The organism is Pseudomonas sp. 21615526 (assembly GCF_013386245.1).
Lineage (GTDB): Bacteria > Pseudomonadota > Gammaproteobacteria > Pseudomonadales > Pseudomonadaceae > Aquipseudomonas.
Window position 1 is genome coordinate 104062 of the sequence record NZ_JACAOM010000063.1, and the last position, 15393, is coordinate 119454.

General features: G+C 60.5%; 14 protein-coding genes. 10 read left to right on the forward strand and 4 right to left on the reverse strand.

Features of this window, described 5'->3' with window-relative positions; translation table 11 throughout:
- Positions 1-333: 333 nt before the first annotated feature.
- The 6 genes from HX786_RS18385 to HX786_RS18410 all read left to right on the forward strand — a co-directional run bounded on the left by HX786_RS18385 (position 334) and on the right by HX786_RS18410 (position 8694).
- A complete protein-coding gene (locus tag HX786_RS18385) occupies positions 334-1707 on the forward strand; it encodes a glutamine synthetase family protein (protein WP_003210664.1) in 1374 nt (457 codons plus the stop codon).
- Positions 1708-1852: 145 nt separating this feature from the next.
- Positions 1853-2503, forward strand: coding sequence for a class I SAM-dependent methyltransferase (locus tag HX786_RS18390; RefSeq protein WP_003210665.1), 651 nt, complete (start codon positions 1853-1855; stop codon positions 2501-2503).
- A 122-nt stretch (positions 2504-2625) separates the two neighbouring features.
- Positions 2626-3759, forward strand: a complete 1134-nt coding sequence (gene rnd / locus HX786_RS18395; RefSeq protein ID WP_178912431.1) for a ribonuclease D — start codon at positions 2626-2628, stop codon at positions 3757-3759.
- Positions 3756-4049, forward strand: coding sequence for a YcgL domain-containing protein (locus HX786_RS18400; protein ID WP_178912432.1), 294 nt, complete (start codon positions 3756-3758; stop codon positions 4047-4049). The genes rnd and HX786_RS18400 overlap by 4 nt, the downstream gene beginning before the upstream one ends.
- Before the next feature lie 116 nt (positions 4050-4165).
- Positions 4166-5098 carry a D-2-hydroxyacid dehydrogenase gene (locus HX786_RS18405; protein ID WP_003210668.1) on the forward strand — a complete coding sequence of 311 codons (933 nt, stop codon included), beginning with the start codon at positions 4166-4168 and terminating at the stop codon, positions 5096-5098.
- Between the two features lie 209 nt (positions 5099-5307).
- Positions 5308-8694, forward strand: a complete 3387-nt coding sequence (locus tag HX786_RS18410; RefSeq protein WP_256735310.1) for a hypothetical protein — start codon at positions 5308-5310, stop codon at positions 8692-8694.
- An 80-nt stretch (positions 8695-8774) separates the two neighbouring features.
- Here HX786_RS18410 and HX786_RS18415 read toward each other — a convergent pair whose 3' ends face one another.
- Positions 8775-9374 (reverse strand): nitroreductase family protein, encoded by a 600-nt coding sequence (locus HX786_RS18415; protein ID WP_008437924.1) that lies wholly within the window; start codon positions 9372-9374, stop codon positions 8775-8777.
- A 153-nt stretch (positions 9375-9527) separates the two neighbouring features.
- On the opposite strand from HX786_RS18415, the gene HX786_RS18420 reads away from it, so the two are divergent.
- Positions 9528-9977, forward strand: coding sequence for a YcgN family cysteine cluster protein (locus HX786_RS18420; RefSeq protein WP_003210671.1), 450 nt, complete (start codon positions 9528-9530; stop codon positions 9975-9977).
- Between the two features lie 12 nt (positions 9978-9989).
- Positions 9990-11228, forward strand: coding sequence for a hypothetical protein (locus HX786_RS18425; RefSeq protein ID WP_178912434.1), 1239 nt, complete (start codon positions 9990-9992; stop codon positions 11226-11228).
- Positions 11229-11334: 106 nt separating this feature from the next.
- Here the strand turns inward: HX786_RS18425 and HX786_RS18430 are convergent, their stop codons facing one another.
- The 3 genes from HX786_RS18430 to HX786_RS18440 form a co-directional block, all read right to left on the reverse strand.
- On the reverse strand, positions 11335-11685 hold the full coding sequence (locus tag HX786_RS18430) for a DUF2892 domain-containing protein (RefSeq protein WP_003210673.1): 351 nt from the start codon (positions 11683-11685) through the stop codon (positions 11335-11337).
- Between the two features lie 69 nt (positions 11686-11754).
- A complete protein-coding gene (locus HX786_RS18435; protein ID WP_003210674.1) occupies positions 11755-12222 on the reverse strand; it encodes an RNA methyltransferase in 468 nt (155 codons plus the stop codon).
- Between the two features lie 271 nt (positions 12223-12493).
- Positions 12494-12868: a YajD family HNH nuclease gene (locus HX786_RS18440; RefSeq protein ID WP_003210675.1), complete on the reverse strand. Its 375-nt coding sequence runs from the start codon at positions 12866-12868 to the stop codon at positions 12494-12496.
- 147 nt (positions 12869-13015) lie between these two features.
- On the opposite strand from HX786_RS18440, the gene HX786_RS18445 reads away from it, so the two are divergent.
- Both HX786_RS18445 and rarD read left to right on the forward strand, forming a co-directional pair.
- Positions 13016-13930 (forward strand): ParB/Srx family N-terminal domain-containing protein, encoded by a 915-nt coding sequence (locus HX786_RS18445; RefSeq protein ID WP_178912435.1) that lies wholly within the window; start codon positions 13016-13018, stop codon positions 13928-13930.
- Positions 13931-14503: 573 nt separating this feature from the next.
- Positions 14504-15388 (forward strand): EamA family transporter RarD, encoded by an 885-nt coding sequence (gene rarD / locus HX786_RS18450; protein ID WP_023659097.1) that lies wholly within the window; start codon positions 14504-14506, stop codon positions 15386-15388.
- Positions 15389-15393 lie beyond the last annotated feature (5 nt).

The following is a 15393-nucleotide window of genomic DNA, read 5'->3' on the forward strand; positions in this document are numbered from 1 at the left end:
ACGGCACAACCAAACTCCATCAAGACTGGATTTAACGGCTTAACCTCGCGTGTGAGGCTGCCCGGCATCTCTTTACTGTGAATCCCGCATGGACGGTTCCCCCGACACACACCCTGAGACATCGCCAGGCGCCACCGCGTCCAGCCGTCCGGATCGTCGTCGAGTCACCGCTGATGCCCTCCCTTCCGAACTCGCCTTCTGGGCGCTCTGGCACTGCCGCCACGCGCGCCCACCGGACACCTTTCTCCTACGTTGATTTGCCCGAATGGATGCCCCGCGCATCTGCCCGGCAGCGCCCGCGCGCCTGCCTGACGCGAACGTATGAGAATGCCCATGAGCACGCCCTTTGCCACCCTGCACGAAGCCCAGTCCTTTCTTGAGCAGAACCCGGATATCGAGATGTTCGAGCTGTTCATCCTCGACAACAACGGTGTGCCTCGCGGCAAACTGCTGCACCGCGATGAACTGCTGGCGGTCTATGAAAGTGGCCGGCCGCTGCCGAGTACCATCCTCGGCCTGACCATCAATGGCGACGACGTGGAGAACTCCGGGCTGGTCTGGGAAGTCGGTGATATCGACTGCCGCGCCTACCCGGTCAGCGGCAGTTTGCAGCGCATGCCGTGGCGCCTGATCCCGACGGCAGCAGTGCAAGTCAGCATGCACCCCACCGAAGGCATGCCCGCTACCGTGGCCGATCCCCGGCACCTGCTGGCCAGGGTGATTGACGACCTCAAGGCCGACGGCTATTACCCGGTGATGGCGGCGGAGCTGGAGTTCTATTTGCTCGACCAGAAACCCGACAGCAACGGCCGCCCGCAACCGGCGCGGGATGTCGACGGCGGGCGCCCGCGCTCGACCCAGGTCTACGGCCTGCGGGAGCTGGAGCAGATCGAACCGTTCCTCGCCGACCTCTACAGCGCCTGCAAACTCCAGGGTATCCCGGCGCGCACGGCGATTTCCGAATACGCCCCGGGCCAGGTGGAAATCACCCTGGAACATCGCAGCGATGCCCTGCAAGCCATGGACGAGGCGGTGCGTTACAAGCGCCTGGTCAAGGGCGTAGCCCACAAGCACGGGATGACCGCGTGTTTCATGGCCAAGCCGTTTGACGATCTGGCCGGCACCGGCATGCACATGCACGTCAGCCTGGCCGACCGCGACGGCAATAACCTGTTTGCCAGCGAAGCGCCCGACGGCACGCCGCTGTTGCGCCACGCGGTGGGCGGCATGCTCAGCACCTTGCTCGACTCGTTGCTGATGTTCTGCCCCAACGCCAACTCCTATCGACGCTTCCAGACCAACAGCTACGCGCCGCTGGCCGCGACCTGGGGCGTGGACAACCGCACCGTCACGCTGCGGGTGCCCGGCGGGCCGGCGTTTTCCCGGCATATCGAACACCGTATCTGCGGCGCCGACGCCAACCCGTACCTCGCGGCGGCCGCGATTCTGGCCGGTATCCACCGGGGCATCCGCGAACAGCGCGACCCCGGCGCGCCGGTGGAGGGCAACGGTTATGCCCAGGCCAAGGAGTTGCTGCCCACCGATTGGCTGACCACCTTGCGTGCGCTTGAAGGCTCGGTTTGGGCGCGTGAGGCGTTCGGCGGCGAATTCCTCGGCGTGTACCTGGCGGTCAAGCGGGCCGAATACCGTCAGTTCATGGGCGAGGTGGGCGAGCAGGATTGGCGCTGGTATCTGCACCAGGCCTGAAGATGAAGGCGCTGATCACAGACAGTTAACAGACAGGCAGCGGGCTGGATACTGGTTCTGCATTAACGGCGAACAATCCTTCGACCTTTTTTTCACGAGACGGTGGTTAAGCTGCGAATGTCTGATCCATTAACAGAGTCGTGTGATGCCGTCGCAACCGCCGTCTTCCATCGAGATTGAATTTGCCGAACGCGCTGGCCAGCAGCATGCCCTGGTCTGCGCCGACACGCGTCCGCCGGGGCTGTTGCGGCGCCTGGGGTTGTGGCGCGATGAGCAATTGGTGCGCCGTGCACTGAAGATCGCCGGCGAGCCAGGGCTGATTCTCGACCTGGCGTGCGGCTCCGGGCGCTTTTGGCCGGTGCTGGCCGAGCACAGCAACCGGGTGATCCTGGCGTCGGACAATTCCCAGGACATGCTCGACCACGCCCGTACCCACCACGCGCCGGGCTTGCTCAAGCGGATCAAGACCTTTCAGGGCTCGGCATTTTCCATCGGCCTTTCGGCCAACGCGGTGGACTGCATTTTTTGCCTGGAGTTGTTTCGCCATGTGCCAACGGCAGAAGGGCGCCTGGCCCTGCTCGGTGAGTTTCATCGGGTAAGCCGCGACACGGTAATTGTTTCGGTCAACAGCGACAGCGGCTACCGGGCGTTGCAGCCTGGCCCGGCGGCAGTTGCCAGCCACCGGGCGCAAGTGGAGGCGGAGTTTCGCCTGGCGGGTTTCAAGGTCCTCGGTCAACAGGAGTTCATGCCCGGCTCAGCCATGTGGCGGGTGTATGTCCTGCGTAAGAGAGGATAAGTACCGACTGTCGGACTATTCTTCAGCTCCTATAAGAGTTTTCATGGCGGATGCTGTACTGCGAATGCTCGCAACTCCCTTTCGCGATATATACTGCGCGCCATTCTTCAAGGGAGAGCCGTGTGGCCATCGATATTCACTGGATCTGCGACAACGATAGCCTCGGCCAGCACTGCGCCGAATGGCAGCAGTTGCCATTCGTCGCCCTCGACACCGAATTCATGCGGGTCGACACTTTTTATCCCATTGCCGGGCTGATCCAGATCGGTGATGGCGTGCGCGCTTACCTGATCGACCCCCTGACCATCGACGACTGGCAACCCCTGGCCGCCTTGCTGGAGAACCCGGCGGTGATCAAGGTGGTACACGCGTGCAGCGAAGACCTGGAAGTGTTGCTGCGCCTGACCGGCAGCCTGCCGGTGCCGTTGTTCGACACGCAACTGGCGGCGGCCTACCTGAACCTCGGTTTCTCCATGGGCTATTCGCGGTTGGTGCAAGCCGTCCTCGATATCGAGTTGCCCAAGGGCGAGACCCGCTCCGACTGGTTGCAGCGGCCATTGTCCGAGACGCAAATCAGCTACGCCGCCGAAGACGCGGTGCACCTGGCAGAAGTCTACACACGCCTGCGCCCGAAGCTTTCCGACGACAAATACGCCTGGGTCCTGGAAGACGGTGCCGAACTGGTGGCCAACCTGCGCCGCGAAGTGGACCCGTACGAGGTTTATCGCGACGCCAAGCTCGCCTGGAAACTCTCCCGTGCCCAGCTCGCCGTATTGCGCGAACTGTGCGCCTGGCGCGAACAGCAAGCCCGTGCCCGTGACCTGCCGCGCAACCGGATCATCCGTGAGCACTCGTTATGGCCCCTGGCCAAATCCCAGCCGGATAACCTCGCCGCGCTGGGCAAGATCGAAGACATGCACCCGCGCACCGTGCGCCAGGACGGCGAGTTCCTGCTGGGCCTGATCAAGCGCGCCGGCAGCGTGCCCATGGACCAGTGGCCACCGGCGGTTGCCGAGCCATTGCCGGTGGACGCCGCCACGCTGATCAAGCAACTGCGCGCCCTGGGCCAGGCCGAGGCCGAACGCCTGGACATGGCGCCGGAACTGATGCTGCGCAAGAAAACCCTTGAAGCCCTGATCAAGAGCGGCTATCCCGAGGGGCCTTACCAATTGCCAGATTCGCTGCGTGGCTGGCGCCGCGAACTGATGGGCCAGGCGCTGCTGGACAGCCTGGCCACTGCCGGAGAACAGCCTTGAAACGTATCTGCTCCATCTATCGCAGCCTCAAACGAAACGAGATGTACCTCTACGTGCTGAAAAGCGATGCACTGGAGCGCGTGCCGGAAAGTCTGCTGGCCGCCTTCGGCAAGCCGCACCACGCCTTCGACCTGGTGCTGAGCCCGGAGCGCAAGCTGTCCCGCGAGGACATCACCGAGGTTCTGGAGAACCTCGAAAAGCAGGGTTACCACCTGCAAATGCCGCCGGCCGAGGACGAGTACATCGAACACTTGCCCGAAGAGCTGCTGCGACGCAATGACCCGATGTGATCGGTCAGTGCCCCGTCCGGGGCACATTCATCAATGGAATTCAATTTTTGGCGGCGGCCGCACGGTACGGTGACTGGACCGGCGGCCGCCTGCAGTGTTTTTGAAAGGTTTGAACCATGCGCGTTCTGATTGCTGAACACGATCACCCGCTGTACGCCCGGCTGCTGCGCGAAGCGGCGCCGGACCTTGAGGTCATGACCAGCGGCGACTCCGCCGAATTGTCGCGCCTGGCGGCCGATTGCCCGGTGTGGCTGGGCCAGCCGGATCTTCTGGCCACCTTGCTGCGCCAGGGGCACCAGCCACAATGGCTGCAATCCACCTGGGCCGGCATTACGCCGCTGCTGGCCGACGGCCTGCCGCGGGATTACCGCCTGACCCGCGCCGTGGGCATTTTTGGCCAGGTGATGGCCGAATACGTGCTGACTTACATGCTTGGCCATGAGCGTGAAGTGCTGGCGCGGCTGGTCAGCCAGGTCGAGCGCAAGTGGGATAACCGCATGGGCCAGAGCCTGGCGGGGCGCAAAGTGCTGATCGTCGGTACCGGTGATATCGGCCGCAGCGTTGCGCAATTCCTGCAGCCGTTTGGCGTTGAGCTGTACGGCATTGCCAGTGAGGCCCGTGAGCAGGCGCCGTTTGTCGAAGTTGCCGGGCTCGACGCGTTGCCGCGCCTGGTGGGTGAGGTGGACTACGTGGTCAACCTGCTGCCCAACACGCCGAACACCCACGATTTGTACAATGCGGCGCTGTTCAAGCAGTTCAAGCCGACCGGGTTGTTCATCAACGTCGGGCGCGGCGTGGCGGTGGTCGATGCAGACCTGGTGGAAGCGTTGAAGGAAGGTCATCTGGCCGGCGCGGTGATCGACGTTTGCCGTCAGGAGCCATTGCCCCAGCGCCATCCGTTCTGGACTGCCTGGGGCTTGCTGTTGACCGGCCACAGCTCGGCGCCGACTTCGCCGGGGATGATGGTGCAATTATTTGTCGAGAATTTGCGCGCGTACCAGGCGCAGGAAACGTTGCGCGGCGAAGTGAGTTTCGAGCGCGGTTACTGACAGCGCGAAGGCCCGGCAACGCGTGTTGCCGGGCGCTTACAAATTTCTGCAAACACTAATCAGATGTTCGTTTCGCAGGCCGTATGTGAGGCTCGTACCCCTCTCCAGATGGGTACATTCTCATGTTGAATGCTGGCACTGTGTCTCTCCCTCCACGGGTAACTCCGCAACTTTCCCTGCTTTCTACCGAGCCGGCGGAGCTCCCTCTATTGCCCTCTGCTCTGGGTGCTACGGCCGATCGCGATACGCAGGCCCTCGCCCCAGTCCCCCGGCAATCCGGTCTCACCGCGGCGTTGGGCGACCGCGAGAATCTGCGGACACTCGGCCAGAAGCTCAACGAAATCGCCAGCCGTCTTGGCGTGAATGCCAGCCCTCAAGCGGTGCTGGCCGCGCTTCAAACGACACCGATGCAAATACACCCCGACTCGTCCTACCCGACCCAGGCGGGTAAAGCGGCGACGGTAGAGACCTTTCTCAGAAGTATCGGCTTGGGGTTGCCCACCAATCATTTTCAGCTGACCGGTCATGCCCACGCTGTGAGTGACAGGGCACTGGAGCATCCGCTCGGCAATTTTGGCGGCGGGTTGTCCTGGCCTGTTCCCATGAGCGCCGCTGAACAACGCAGGGTACTGGCGGCGGCTACCGACCATGGCAGCCAGAACCCCAATGCACCGCACATCGGCGCAAGCGTGGGTGTACTGGAATATCTGAACGCGAACCAGCCGTTGTCGGGCGAGGCATTGGCTGATCCTGCCAAGGCACTCGAAACCCTCGTCAGCTCCACCCGCGGGCAGGCACTGGGGCAAGCCATACAGGACCAGCTTGGGGGCGCCGCCTCCGAGACCAGCGTGAACGAGTACGCACTGAGTGCGATCCATCTGCTGCTTGACCCGGAGTCCATCACGGCGCCGCACCGTAACCGCGTGGCGGGTTTCGACCTCGCCCAACAAGCCCATTGGGGCAAGCCGGCTTCGACAGTGCTCGAGCGCCTGAGCACTTACCTGCACGAAAATCACAAGACCAGTCCCGAGATGGCCAAGGCCGGCGCCTATTTGTTACTGGCACGAAAGGCGCCCGAGTTTTTGATCAAGGACATCCCCGACCGCGTGACCTACGGCAGCCCGGCCTGGGTAAGCCTCGCGGTCGCAGCGGCGGCCATAGAGGCGCAGTTCCCCGGAAAGGTGGCGCACATGACCTTTGCCCAAGTCATGTCCAGCGCGGAAAACGCGATCCTGACGAATCGAGCCACCGCCGAACATGCACAAAAGGCGGCATTGGTGGACTGGGCCGTGGTCAACGGGATCGTCACATGCCAGCCAGGTGATCGTTACAGCGACGATGAGATAGACCGTGCAAGGACGGCATTCAACGCACAACTGAAGTCGACGCTTGCGGCTACCGGTTTGTTGGAAGCGGAGATTCCAAGCCGTAAAGACATTGCGTTGGCCCATTTGAAGGAGCGGTTTGGCGAACACGTACCTTTTGAAGAGAAACGACTGAAGGTCGTTGACTCGAAACAACCGTCAGCCCAACCACTTTATGATCCGAACCGGGCGCCCGGCGGGCTTTTCTCGTTGTTGGACATCGCCATGAGCGGACTTGGCCAATACCCATGGGAAACCAGGGACCCGAGCATTGCCGAGGCAATCAAAGGCAAGAGCCTGGATTTCAGCGTGAACAAAATCTTCAACGAAGAATTTGAACAAGCAATCACTTCTCGCCAGCAAGGGGTTCGCAGCGTCATCAGGCACCTTGTCGCAACACTGCCCTTGGTTGACCGGGAAAACCTGGAGTTTGCAAAGCTCGAGTTTTTTCAGAAAAACACTTATGAACTGGGCCTCGACTTCACCTCTAAAAAACGGCAGGGCGCGGAAAACAAACTGTGGGTCAAGGCCACCGGAAGAAATGGCAACACCGTTTATGAAATTGATTTGAACGCAGGTGCAATCAAGTCGGTGCCGGCCTCGGAGTTAACAACAAAACGCGAGCGGCAGGCCAACAAGGAGTTCAAGACGGAGCCCTTCAAGCCCAAGACCGTGAGCGAGGCTGCCCTTGGCCAAAAGAGCCAGGACGGCTTGTCAACGCCGCCCCCCAGTTTTTCCAGTGCGCGAACCCAGCACATCGCCGATGCCTTTGTTGAGCATCTTGATCTCGACAGTGATGACATAAAAACCTATGCCCGGGGTGTCACCTCGTTCGATAAACAAATGGCAACCGAGTGGAACGTCACCCACTTTTTTCTTGACCTGATTCCGCTCAGGTCAGCCATCGCGAATTTTTCCAGGGGCAACCACCTGGAAGGGGCCAGTGACCTGGCGCTGGATGTCTTTGGTTTTGTCACGGCGGGCGCGGGTGTGGCGGCGAAAGTCACGAAGGCGGGAGCCAAGGTCGCGAGCGCCGCCGCCAAGGCCATTCAAGTGGCAAAAGTCATCGGTGTGGCTGCCATTCAAGCATTCAACCCATTGGATGGCTTCAGCGAACTGGTCGCGGGCGGTGCCCGGTTGCTGGGCAAAGGCGCCAACTTTGTACGCGCCACGGGTGCAGAGGTGGTCAACAAGCTCAGGGGCGCGAGCGGCAGCTATGACCTGTTGAAGGCTGCCAGTAAACACTATGACGCAGCAGCGACGGGTACCTTCAAGGTCGCCGGGCAAAGCGTTGATGGAGGCGCGGTACTCCAGAACGGTCGATGGTATGCGTTTGATGTGGACAGGATGCGGCCTTACGGCAGCCCTCTTGAAGGCTTCACCGCAAAAACGAGTGCGATGGATGGGGCGATCATCACCACGCCTGCCGAGCCGGGCAGCGCCCTGAACAACCGGTTGCTTGGCGACTACAGCGTGGCCGAATCGAAAATAGCCGGGCTTGCGCGCAACAGTCAGGGGATCTATGTGGCGGCGGACGGTCACTTGTCCCACATCCGCCATACCGATACTGCCGGCAACACTGCGGTCTACGAAGTGCGGCAAGTGACTCGCACCGCCGACGGTGCCGTACAGGCGCAGATTTATCACAACAACCGGCAAACGCCGCTGCTGGTGCAGCACCTTCAGGGGGACCAATGGCAGCGCCTGGGGGCACGCGGCGGTAACCCGCCTTCTGTGGCATCAGACCTGGGGCCGGAAATTGGCGGGGGCGGTGAGGGGACGATCTACGACAGTCTCGACGGGAAAAGTGTCTATAAGGACTATGGCCCTTCATCCATGACTTCTGCCGACGACTTTGTCGATAACGAGACCCTGTGCCTGAACAGCTATTACGGTGACGGCTTTGCAACCACGATATTTGAAAATGGTCGCCGTTATTTGAAAATGGGCAAGCTGGACGGGGTGGATGTAAATACCCTGGCAAGGGGAAGTTTGCCCCCAGAGGCCAGGCTTTTACTGGATGACGCATTTCGGCGCATGGAACAGAAAAATCTTTACCACAACGATCTGCAGTTAAGTAATTTCCTGTATTCAGCGAGGGATAATAAAATCTATCCAGTGGACTTGAACGCAAACGGTCTTGAAGACATGACACCGTTTCTCGCCAGTATGTACAAGCGTGATCGAGACGAGCTGCGCAGGGCCTATTACGCGCTGATCGCCAAGGCGTAGCTGCACTTGTGGCCGGTGTACCCTGCTGTGATCGCAGCAGCAGGGTTTTGACGTGACCGTCAACGACTGCCAGAGCGTGTTCAGTCCTGGTGGTTGAAGTCGCCTTCGGACACCAGCTCGTTCAATGGACGACGCGGGCTCGGGGTTTCCCGGGCTTGCAGGTAGTCGGCCAGGGTCGATTTGTCGCCGAGCTTGCCAATCGCCACCGCAGCGTGCAGGGCGTAACCTTCAGGAATCTTCAGTTCCTTGCGGGTCAGTTCCTGGTCGAAACCGGCCATGCCGTGGGTGTGCCAGCCGCTGAGGCTGGCTTGCAGCGCCAGGTGGCCCCAGGCCGAGCCGGTGTCAAAGGTGTGCCACAGGGCCGGGGTTTCTTCGGTGGCACCAGGCACGGCAAAGGTCGTCTTCGACGCGACGATCACCAGGGCCGAGGCATGCTGCGCCCAGCCACGGTTGAATTCGTTCAGCAGGCCCAGGAAACGTTCCCAGTTCGGCGTGTCGCGGCGCGCATAGAGAAAACGCCATGGCTGCGAGTTGTAGGCCGAAGGTGACCAGCGCGCGGCTTCGAAGAAGCTCAACAGGGTGTCCACCGGGATGCTTTCGCCGGTGAAGGCGCGCGGCGACCAGCGGTCGGTGAATTGTGGGTGGATCGGATAGTCGGCGACGCGTGGGTTGCTGCTCATTGGGCTGATCCTGATGAAAAACCGGGGTTCAAAACTACTTCGCCGCCGGGTGGCTGACAAGTCTTGTTCTACCGACAGTCGTAAGCGCTTGGCCCCGGGGGCCATGGGCACTAGACTGGCGGCCTTTTAACATACCGATATTGATGTAGAGCCATGGCCGCCAAAGTCGAACCTTTCTGGATCCGCAAAACCCTCGAACAACTCGACCAGGATGAGTGGGAGTCGTTGTGCGACGGCTGCGGCCTGTGCTGCCTGCAAAAGCTCGAGGATGAAGACGACAACAGCGTCTACTACACGCGCATCGCCTGCAAACTGCTGGACCTGAAAACCTGCCAGTGCACCGATTACCCCAACCGTCGCGCCTCGGTGCCCGATTGCATCCAGCTCACTCCGGGCCAGGCCGACCAGTTCAAATGGCTGCCGCCCACCTGCGGTTACCGGCTGGTCAGCGAGCGCAAGGATTTGCCGCTGTGGCACCACCTGGTCTGCGGCGATCGCGACGCTGTGCACCAGGAACGCATTTCCCAGTCCGGGCGCATGCTCAGCGAAGGCAGCGTGCCCGAGGATGACTGGGAGGATTACCTGATTTTTCGTGCAGGCTGAGAAGGAGTGTGTATGACGGTTGGAGCCAGGCTGGCGGCGAGCCTGCTGTTGTTGGTATTGAGTGCGACGGCGTGGGCGGCGAAGAAAGTTGACCTGGACTATCACGTCAAGCTGTTGCCCCAAAGTGATCAGGCAGAAGTGCGCCTGAGCCTGTCCCAGGGCTCGGCGGTGCGCAGCCTCAACTTCGACCTGGGCCGCGACGGCGACTACAGCGACTTCAAGGCCGATGGCCAGTGGCAAGTGTTGCCGGGCAATACCCCGGGTGACAGCCGCGGCCTGTGGCAACCGAGTGCCGACAAGGCCAGCCTGACCTACCGTGTACGCCTCACCCACGCCCGCAAGAAAGGCGTCTATGAAGCGCGGATGACCCCGAGTTGGGCGCTGTTTCGCGGCGAAGACCTGGTGCCCACTGCACGTCTGGATCAACAGGACGGCATTGAACTGGTGTCGCGCCTGGTGTTTGAACTGCCTGCCGGCTGGAAAAGCGTCGAGACGTCCTGGCCGCGCATCGGCAAGAACAAATTCCGCATCGATAACGTTTCCCGCCTGTTTGACCGGCCCACCGGCTGGATGCTCGCGGGTACGCTGGGCAGTCGCAGGATGCGCCTGGGGGAAACCGAAATCACCGTGGCGTCGCCCAAAGGGCAAGGCATGCATCGCATGGATGTGCTGACCTTGCTGACGTTTGTCTGGCCGCAAGTGCAAGCGGCATTCCCACGGCACCCGGCGAAATTGCTGGTGGTGGGCGCCAGTGACCCGATGCGCCGCGGTGCGTATTCGGCGCGGGACTCGATCTACCTCAACAGCCGTACGCCGTTGGTCAGCGAGAACGGCAGCAGCCCGTTGATCCGTGAAGTGGTGCAGGCTATCGGCCGCTTCAACGACCATCAGGGCAGCGATTGGATCAGCGAGGGCTTGGCGCAGTACTACGCCATTGAGCTGATGCGCCGCGCAGGGGGGATCAGCGACGATCGTTATGCCGCCCTGCAGGCCCGGCTGGCCAGCGAAGGCAAGGACGTGACCACCCTGCGGGTCGAGCACGCCAATAGCGCGACCGTCTCACGAGCGGTGGTGTTGTTGCAGGAGCTGGACCGCGAGATTCGTGTGAAAACCCACAACAAGCGTTCGCTGGATGATTTGACCCAGGCGGTGATGCGCCTGAACAGCATCAGCACCAAGGAATTCGTGCAGCTGGGGGAGAGCATTATTGGCGAGTCGTCGGTAGTACTCGATACCAAACTGCTGCACTGAAACCAAGGTGGGAGCGGGCTTGCTCGCGAAAGCGGTGTATCAGAAACACAGTCAGCGACTGACACTCCGCTTTCGCGAGCAAGCCCGCTCCCACTTTTGATCGGGGTTAACCCACAGTTTTGCTGGCGTTTTCAGCCGCCACTTCAGCCTTGGTCTTGAGGTTTTTCAGTTCCTCACCGGCGCGTTCGATCTTGGTTCGCACGCTGTTCATTTCCTGGCGGCTGCGCTCCAGCAACTCTTTCGCCGAGCTATGCCCGCTGATCCCGCGTGCCAGCGCTACGCCGCCAATCGCCACCTGGATCAAACCGAAAAAGCCGCCACGGCGCAGGCCTTTGCCCATCATCACCACACCGCCAGCCAGGGAGCCGATGCGTTCCCAGCCCTGGACGTTTTGCGTGGGTTGGGGCTCGAACGGGGTGGACCGGATAACGGGTCGCAGGGTTTTGCTGTCGCTCATGATCTGTCTCCAACAAGGGCTGATTGATATGCAGCTGACTGCACACAGGCCGCGGATGTTCCCAAAAAATCAGTATTTGGGGCCCGAACGGGTGTTGTTGCCCTTGGCCAGACGGTCGTAAAGCACCACGTTGACGGTGGCGGCGAGGTTCATGCAACCGGTGGTCGGGATGTAGATCACGTCTTCACACCAGTCGCGAATCTCTTTGTCGAGGGAGCCGTCTTCCGGGCCGAAGATATACAGCGCACGGTCCGGATGGGTGTATTCGGGGAGAGGGCGGGCGCCTTCCACCAGCTCGACGGCGACGGGGATGCAGCCCAGGGGCAGGATCTTTTTCAGGTCGTCGATACCGATCAGCGGAATGTCGTGGTGGACCTTCTTGGTGTCGGTAATAAAGTCCCGGGCCCGCTCATAGCGCTTGCCGGTGTAGAACACCGAGGCCACGCCGTAGCAGCCGGCGGCGCGCATCACCGAGCCGACGTTTTCGGGGGATTTGGGGTTGTACAGACCGATGCAGCTGTAGCGTTTATTGCCCACGGGAGAGGGTGCCTTCGAGAAAAACCGCGATTATACGGGGATTGCTCGAAAGGCGGTCAGTTTGAGCGGCACGTGTTGCAACACTGTGGCAAGGGAGCTTGCTATGGCAAAGGGGCTTGCTGTGGCGAGGGAGCTTGCTCCCGCTGGAGTGCGAAGCGCTCCCAAAAAACGTGGGGCCGCTACGCAGCCCAGCGGGAGCAAGCTCCCTCGCCACAACAAGCCTTCTCCCACTGCGAGCCATCTCCCACAGCAGGTCGTTCATTACATCGCTTCAGTCGTCTTTCTTCATCAACCCGGCCAACGCCGCAAACGGGTTGTGCGTCGCCTTGGCGATCGTCGGGCTGCTGGTGGAGCCTTCGCCGAAATACTGCTGGTCGGTATAACGCGAGTGTTCGTTGTCGTGGCAATACAGGCACAGCAACTCCCAGTTGGAGCCGTCCTGGGGGTTGTCGTCATGGTTGTGGTTGCGGTGGTGCACGGTCAGTTCGCTCAGGCGCTTGCCGGCGAATTCACGGGCGCAGCGGCCACATACGTGGGGGTACATCTTCAGGGCTTTGTCGCGGTAGCCCATTTCCCGGTCGCGCTGGGCATCGGCGAGGATGCGGTCCAGCTTGGCGGTGTGGGAGGGCGGGTTGGTCGAGCTCATCATGGCTCCTGTCTTTAGTGGATCACGGATAGCGTTGATTCTAGCTGCTTGCGGGCTAATAAACCTCCGGCTTTTTCAGGCGCGGTCATGCCGGGGAGGGGGATTGTTTGTAGTATCGACGAACTGAATTCATAAGGAGCGGTACTCATGCGGATGCATTCATGGTTGTGGGCGCTGCTGTTGTGCGCCGTCAGTGTTCAGGTCCAGGCGTTTTCCACGCCCCAGCCAGGCCAGGTGATCAATGTGGCGCTGGAGCAGCTCCACCCGGCCCAGGCCGTCATCGGTTTTGATCAGATTCATTACAAGCTGGGGGTATTTGCCGAGGCGCGCAAAAAAGTGTTCGACGAATATTGTGAAACCAACGGCCAGGGCGGTGTCGACAAGGTGCCTGAAGATGCCGATCTGCATAAGCCAGGCAGCTTCACCTGCAAAGACCCGGTGGGCGCTCACCCGGCGGATATGAAAACCGTGGTGGTCGGCCCTGCTGGCCAGTTGTACCTCACTGACGGCCACCACTCGTTCAGTACCTTGTGGGAGCAGCCGGGTGCCGGCGCCAAACTGAAGATGTGGGTGCGGGTCACCGATAACTTCAGCGACAGTCCCGACCTGGCGACTTTCTGGAAACGCATGGAGCAGGGCCGCAAGGTCTGGCTCAAGGACGGCCAGGGCAAGACCATCACGCCTGAGCAAATTCCGGCACACCTGGGCTTCAAGGACCTCGGCGACGATATGTTCCGCAGCCTGGTTTACTTCTCCCGCAAGGCGTCCTACGGCAAGCCGACCTCTGGTGAGGTGGTGCCGGAATTCCTGGAGTTTTACTGGGGAGGATGGTTGCGCACGCAGATTGACCTCGGCGCGTTCAACCTGAACAAGCAAGGCGGGTATGAAAAGGCAATCGAGGCGGTAGCCAAGCGCATGGTCAGCCTGGCGCCCGAGGCACCGGTAGGGGACAGCGGCTTCAGCGCCCGGCAGTTGGGCGGCTTCACGTCACTTGACTGCAAAGAACTGAACGATACGTTCAAGAAGAAAGTGCCCTACGTTATCGACAGTAGAAGTAACTAAGTGACGAACCGGCAGGGGCGGCCTTGTGCTGTTTCTGTCGGGCGTATAACGGCTTAATATACAGTAAAGATCCGGCAAATATCGATTTAAATGCCGTGGGGCATTTAATTGGCTTCAGGGTGATAAAGTGTTGGACTAACTTTGCCAGTTTGTTTAATGTGGCGCCTCTTGGCCTACTGCCGTTAGTGTGTTCTGTGGTGGCGTCAGGTAGTCAATACGTCAGGTCTTTCCTGGCGACTGTCAGTTTCCCGCAAGCCGGGCTTTCCTTTCACGATATCAACCCCCGTGGTTGACGTTGTGGCGTTTCAAATCAGAAGCGCTCATCCAGAGCGTACTGCTTCCAATAACCGAAGTCGGGTGGTTGAAGTGTCTGATGATCGTCGTGCAAATAATAAAAGATCGACGCGTTACCCTGTTGTTATAACTTGAAGATTCGGGATAGGTGTCCCGTGCAAGTTGTAAGTTTATGGTGCCCGTTAATAAACTTCTGATGTTCATCTCACTGACATTCACACTGCGTGAATGCAACGGCCTGCTTCAATTGAATACATGCAATTTTTTGTAGAGGCTGTTGTGTCTAAAGGCGTTGTTCTGGCGGTTTCCGCTTCCTTCCTGTTTGGTGTGCTGTATTTCTTTACCTCCCTTCTTGAACCCTTGAATGGCCAGCAGATATTTGGCTGGCGAATGCTCATCTCGTTGCCCTTCATGACGTTGCTGTTGTGCCTGTCCGGGGATTGGAAGTGGGTGCCGTTGATCTACAAGCGTCTGCGGGAGAAACCCGCGTTGCTGCCCTGTGTCGTGCTCACCAGTGCCCTGGTGGGTGTGCAGTTGTGGATATTCATGTGGGCGCCCCTCAATGGCCACGGCCTGGATGTGTCGCTGGGCTATTTCCTGTTACCGCTGACCATGGTCATCACCGGGCGCATCGTTTACGGCGAACGCCTTTCCCATCTGCAAAAAATTGCCGCAGCGCTGGCGGCGGTGGGCGTGGCCAACGAGCTGTATCGCACGGGCGGGTTCTCCTGGACCACCCTGGTGGTGTGCGTCGGTTATCCGCTGTATTTCGTGCTGCGCAGGCGTTGTGGCACCGACAACCTCGGCGGGCTGTGGCTGGACATGATGCTGATGATTCCGGTCGCGCTGTGGTTCGTCCTCGGTAGTGAGCCCATCAACGAGACCCTGGCGCAGCGCCCGGCGCTCTATTGGCTGGTGCCACTGATGGGGTTGGTCAGCGCGGCGGCGGGTTATTCCTACATCCTGGCCAGCCGGCTGTTGCCGTTCAGCCTGTTCGGTTTGCTCAGTTACGCGGAACCGGTGCTGCTGGTGGCCGTGTCGCTGATGCTGGGAGACGCCCTCAAACCGGGCCAATGGATGACCTACCTGCCGATCTGGCTGGCGGTGGTGGTGTTGGTGCTGGAAGGCTTGAGGCATTTGAATCGACTGCGCCGGTCGATCTGACTTCA

Coding starts and splice junctions, on each gene's coding strand:
- HX786_RS18440 (WP_003210675.1), bottom strand. CDS start 12,868: ATGAGCTCGACCAACCCGCCCTCCCACACCGCCAAGCTGGACCGCATC.
- HX786_RS18405 (WP_003210668.1), top strand. CDS start 4,166: ATGCGCGTTCTGATTGCTGAACACGATCACCCGCTGTACGCCCGGCTG.
- HX786_RS18425 (WP_178912434.1), top strand. CDS start 9,990: ATGACGGTTGGAGCCAGGCTGGCGGCGAGCCTGCTGTTGTTGGTATTG.
- HX786_RS18390 (WP_003210665.1), top strand. CDS start 1,853: ATGCCGTCGCAACCGCCGTCTTCCATCGAGATTGAATTTGCCGAACGC.
- HX786_RS18430 (WP_003210673.1), bottom strand. CDS start 11,685: ATGAGCGACAGCAAAACCCTGCGACCCGTTATCCGGTCCACCCCGTTC.
- HX786_RS18415 (WP_008437924.1), bottom strand. CDS start 9,374: ATGAGCAGCAACCCACGCGTCGCCGACTATCCGATCCACCCACAATTC.
- HX786_RS18420 (WP_003210671.1), top strand. CDS start 9,528: ATGGCCGCCAAAGTCGAACCTTTCTGGATCCGCAAAACCCTCGAACAA.
- HX786_RS18445 (WP_178912435.1), top strand. CDS start 13,016: ATGCGGATGCATTCATGGTTGTGGGCGCTGCTGTTGTGCGCCGTCAGT.
- HX786_RS18385 (WP_003210664.1), top strand. CDS start 334: ATGAGCACGCCCTTTGCCACCCTGCACGAAGCCCAGTCCTTTCTTGAG.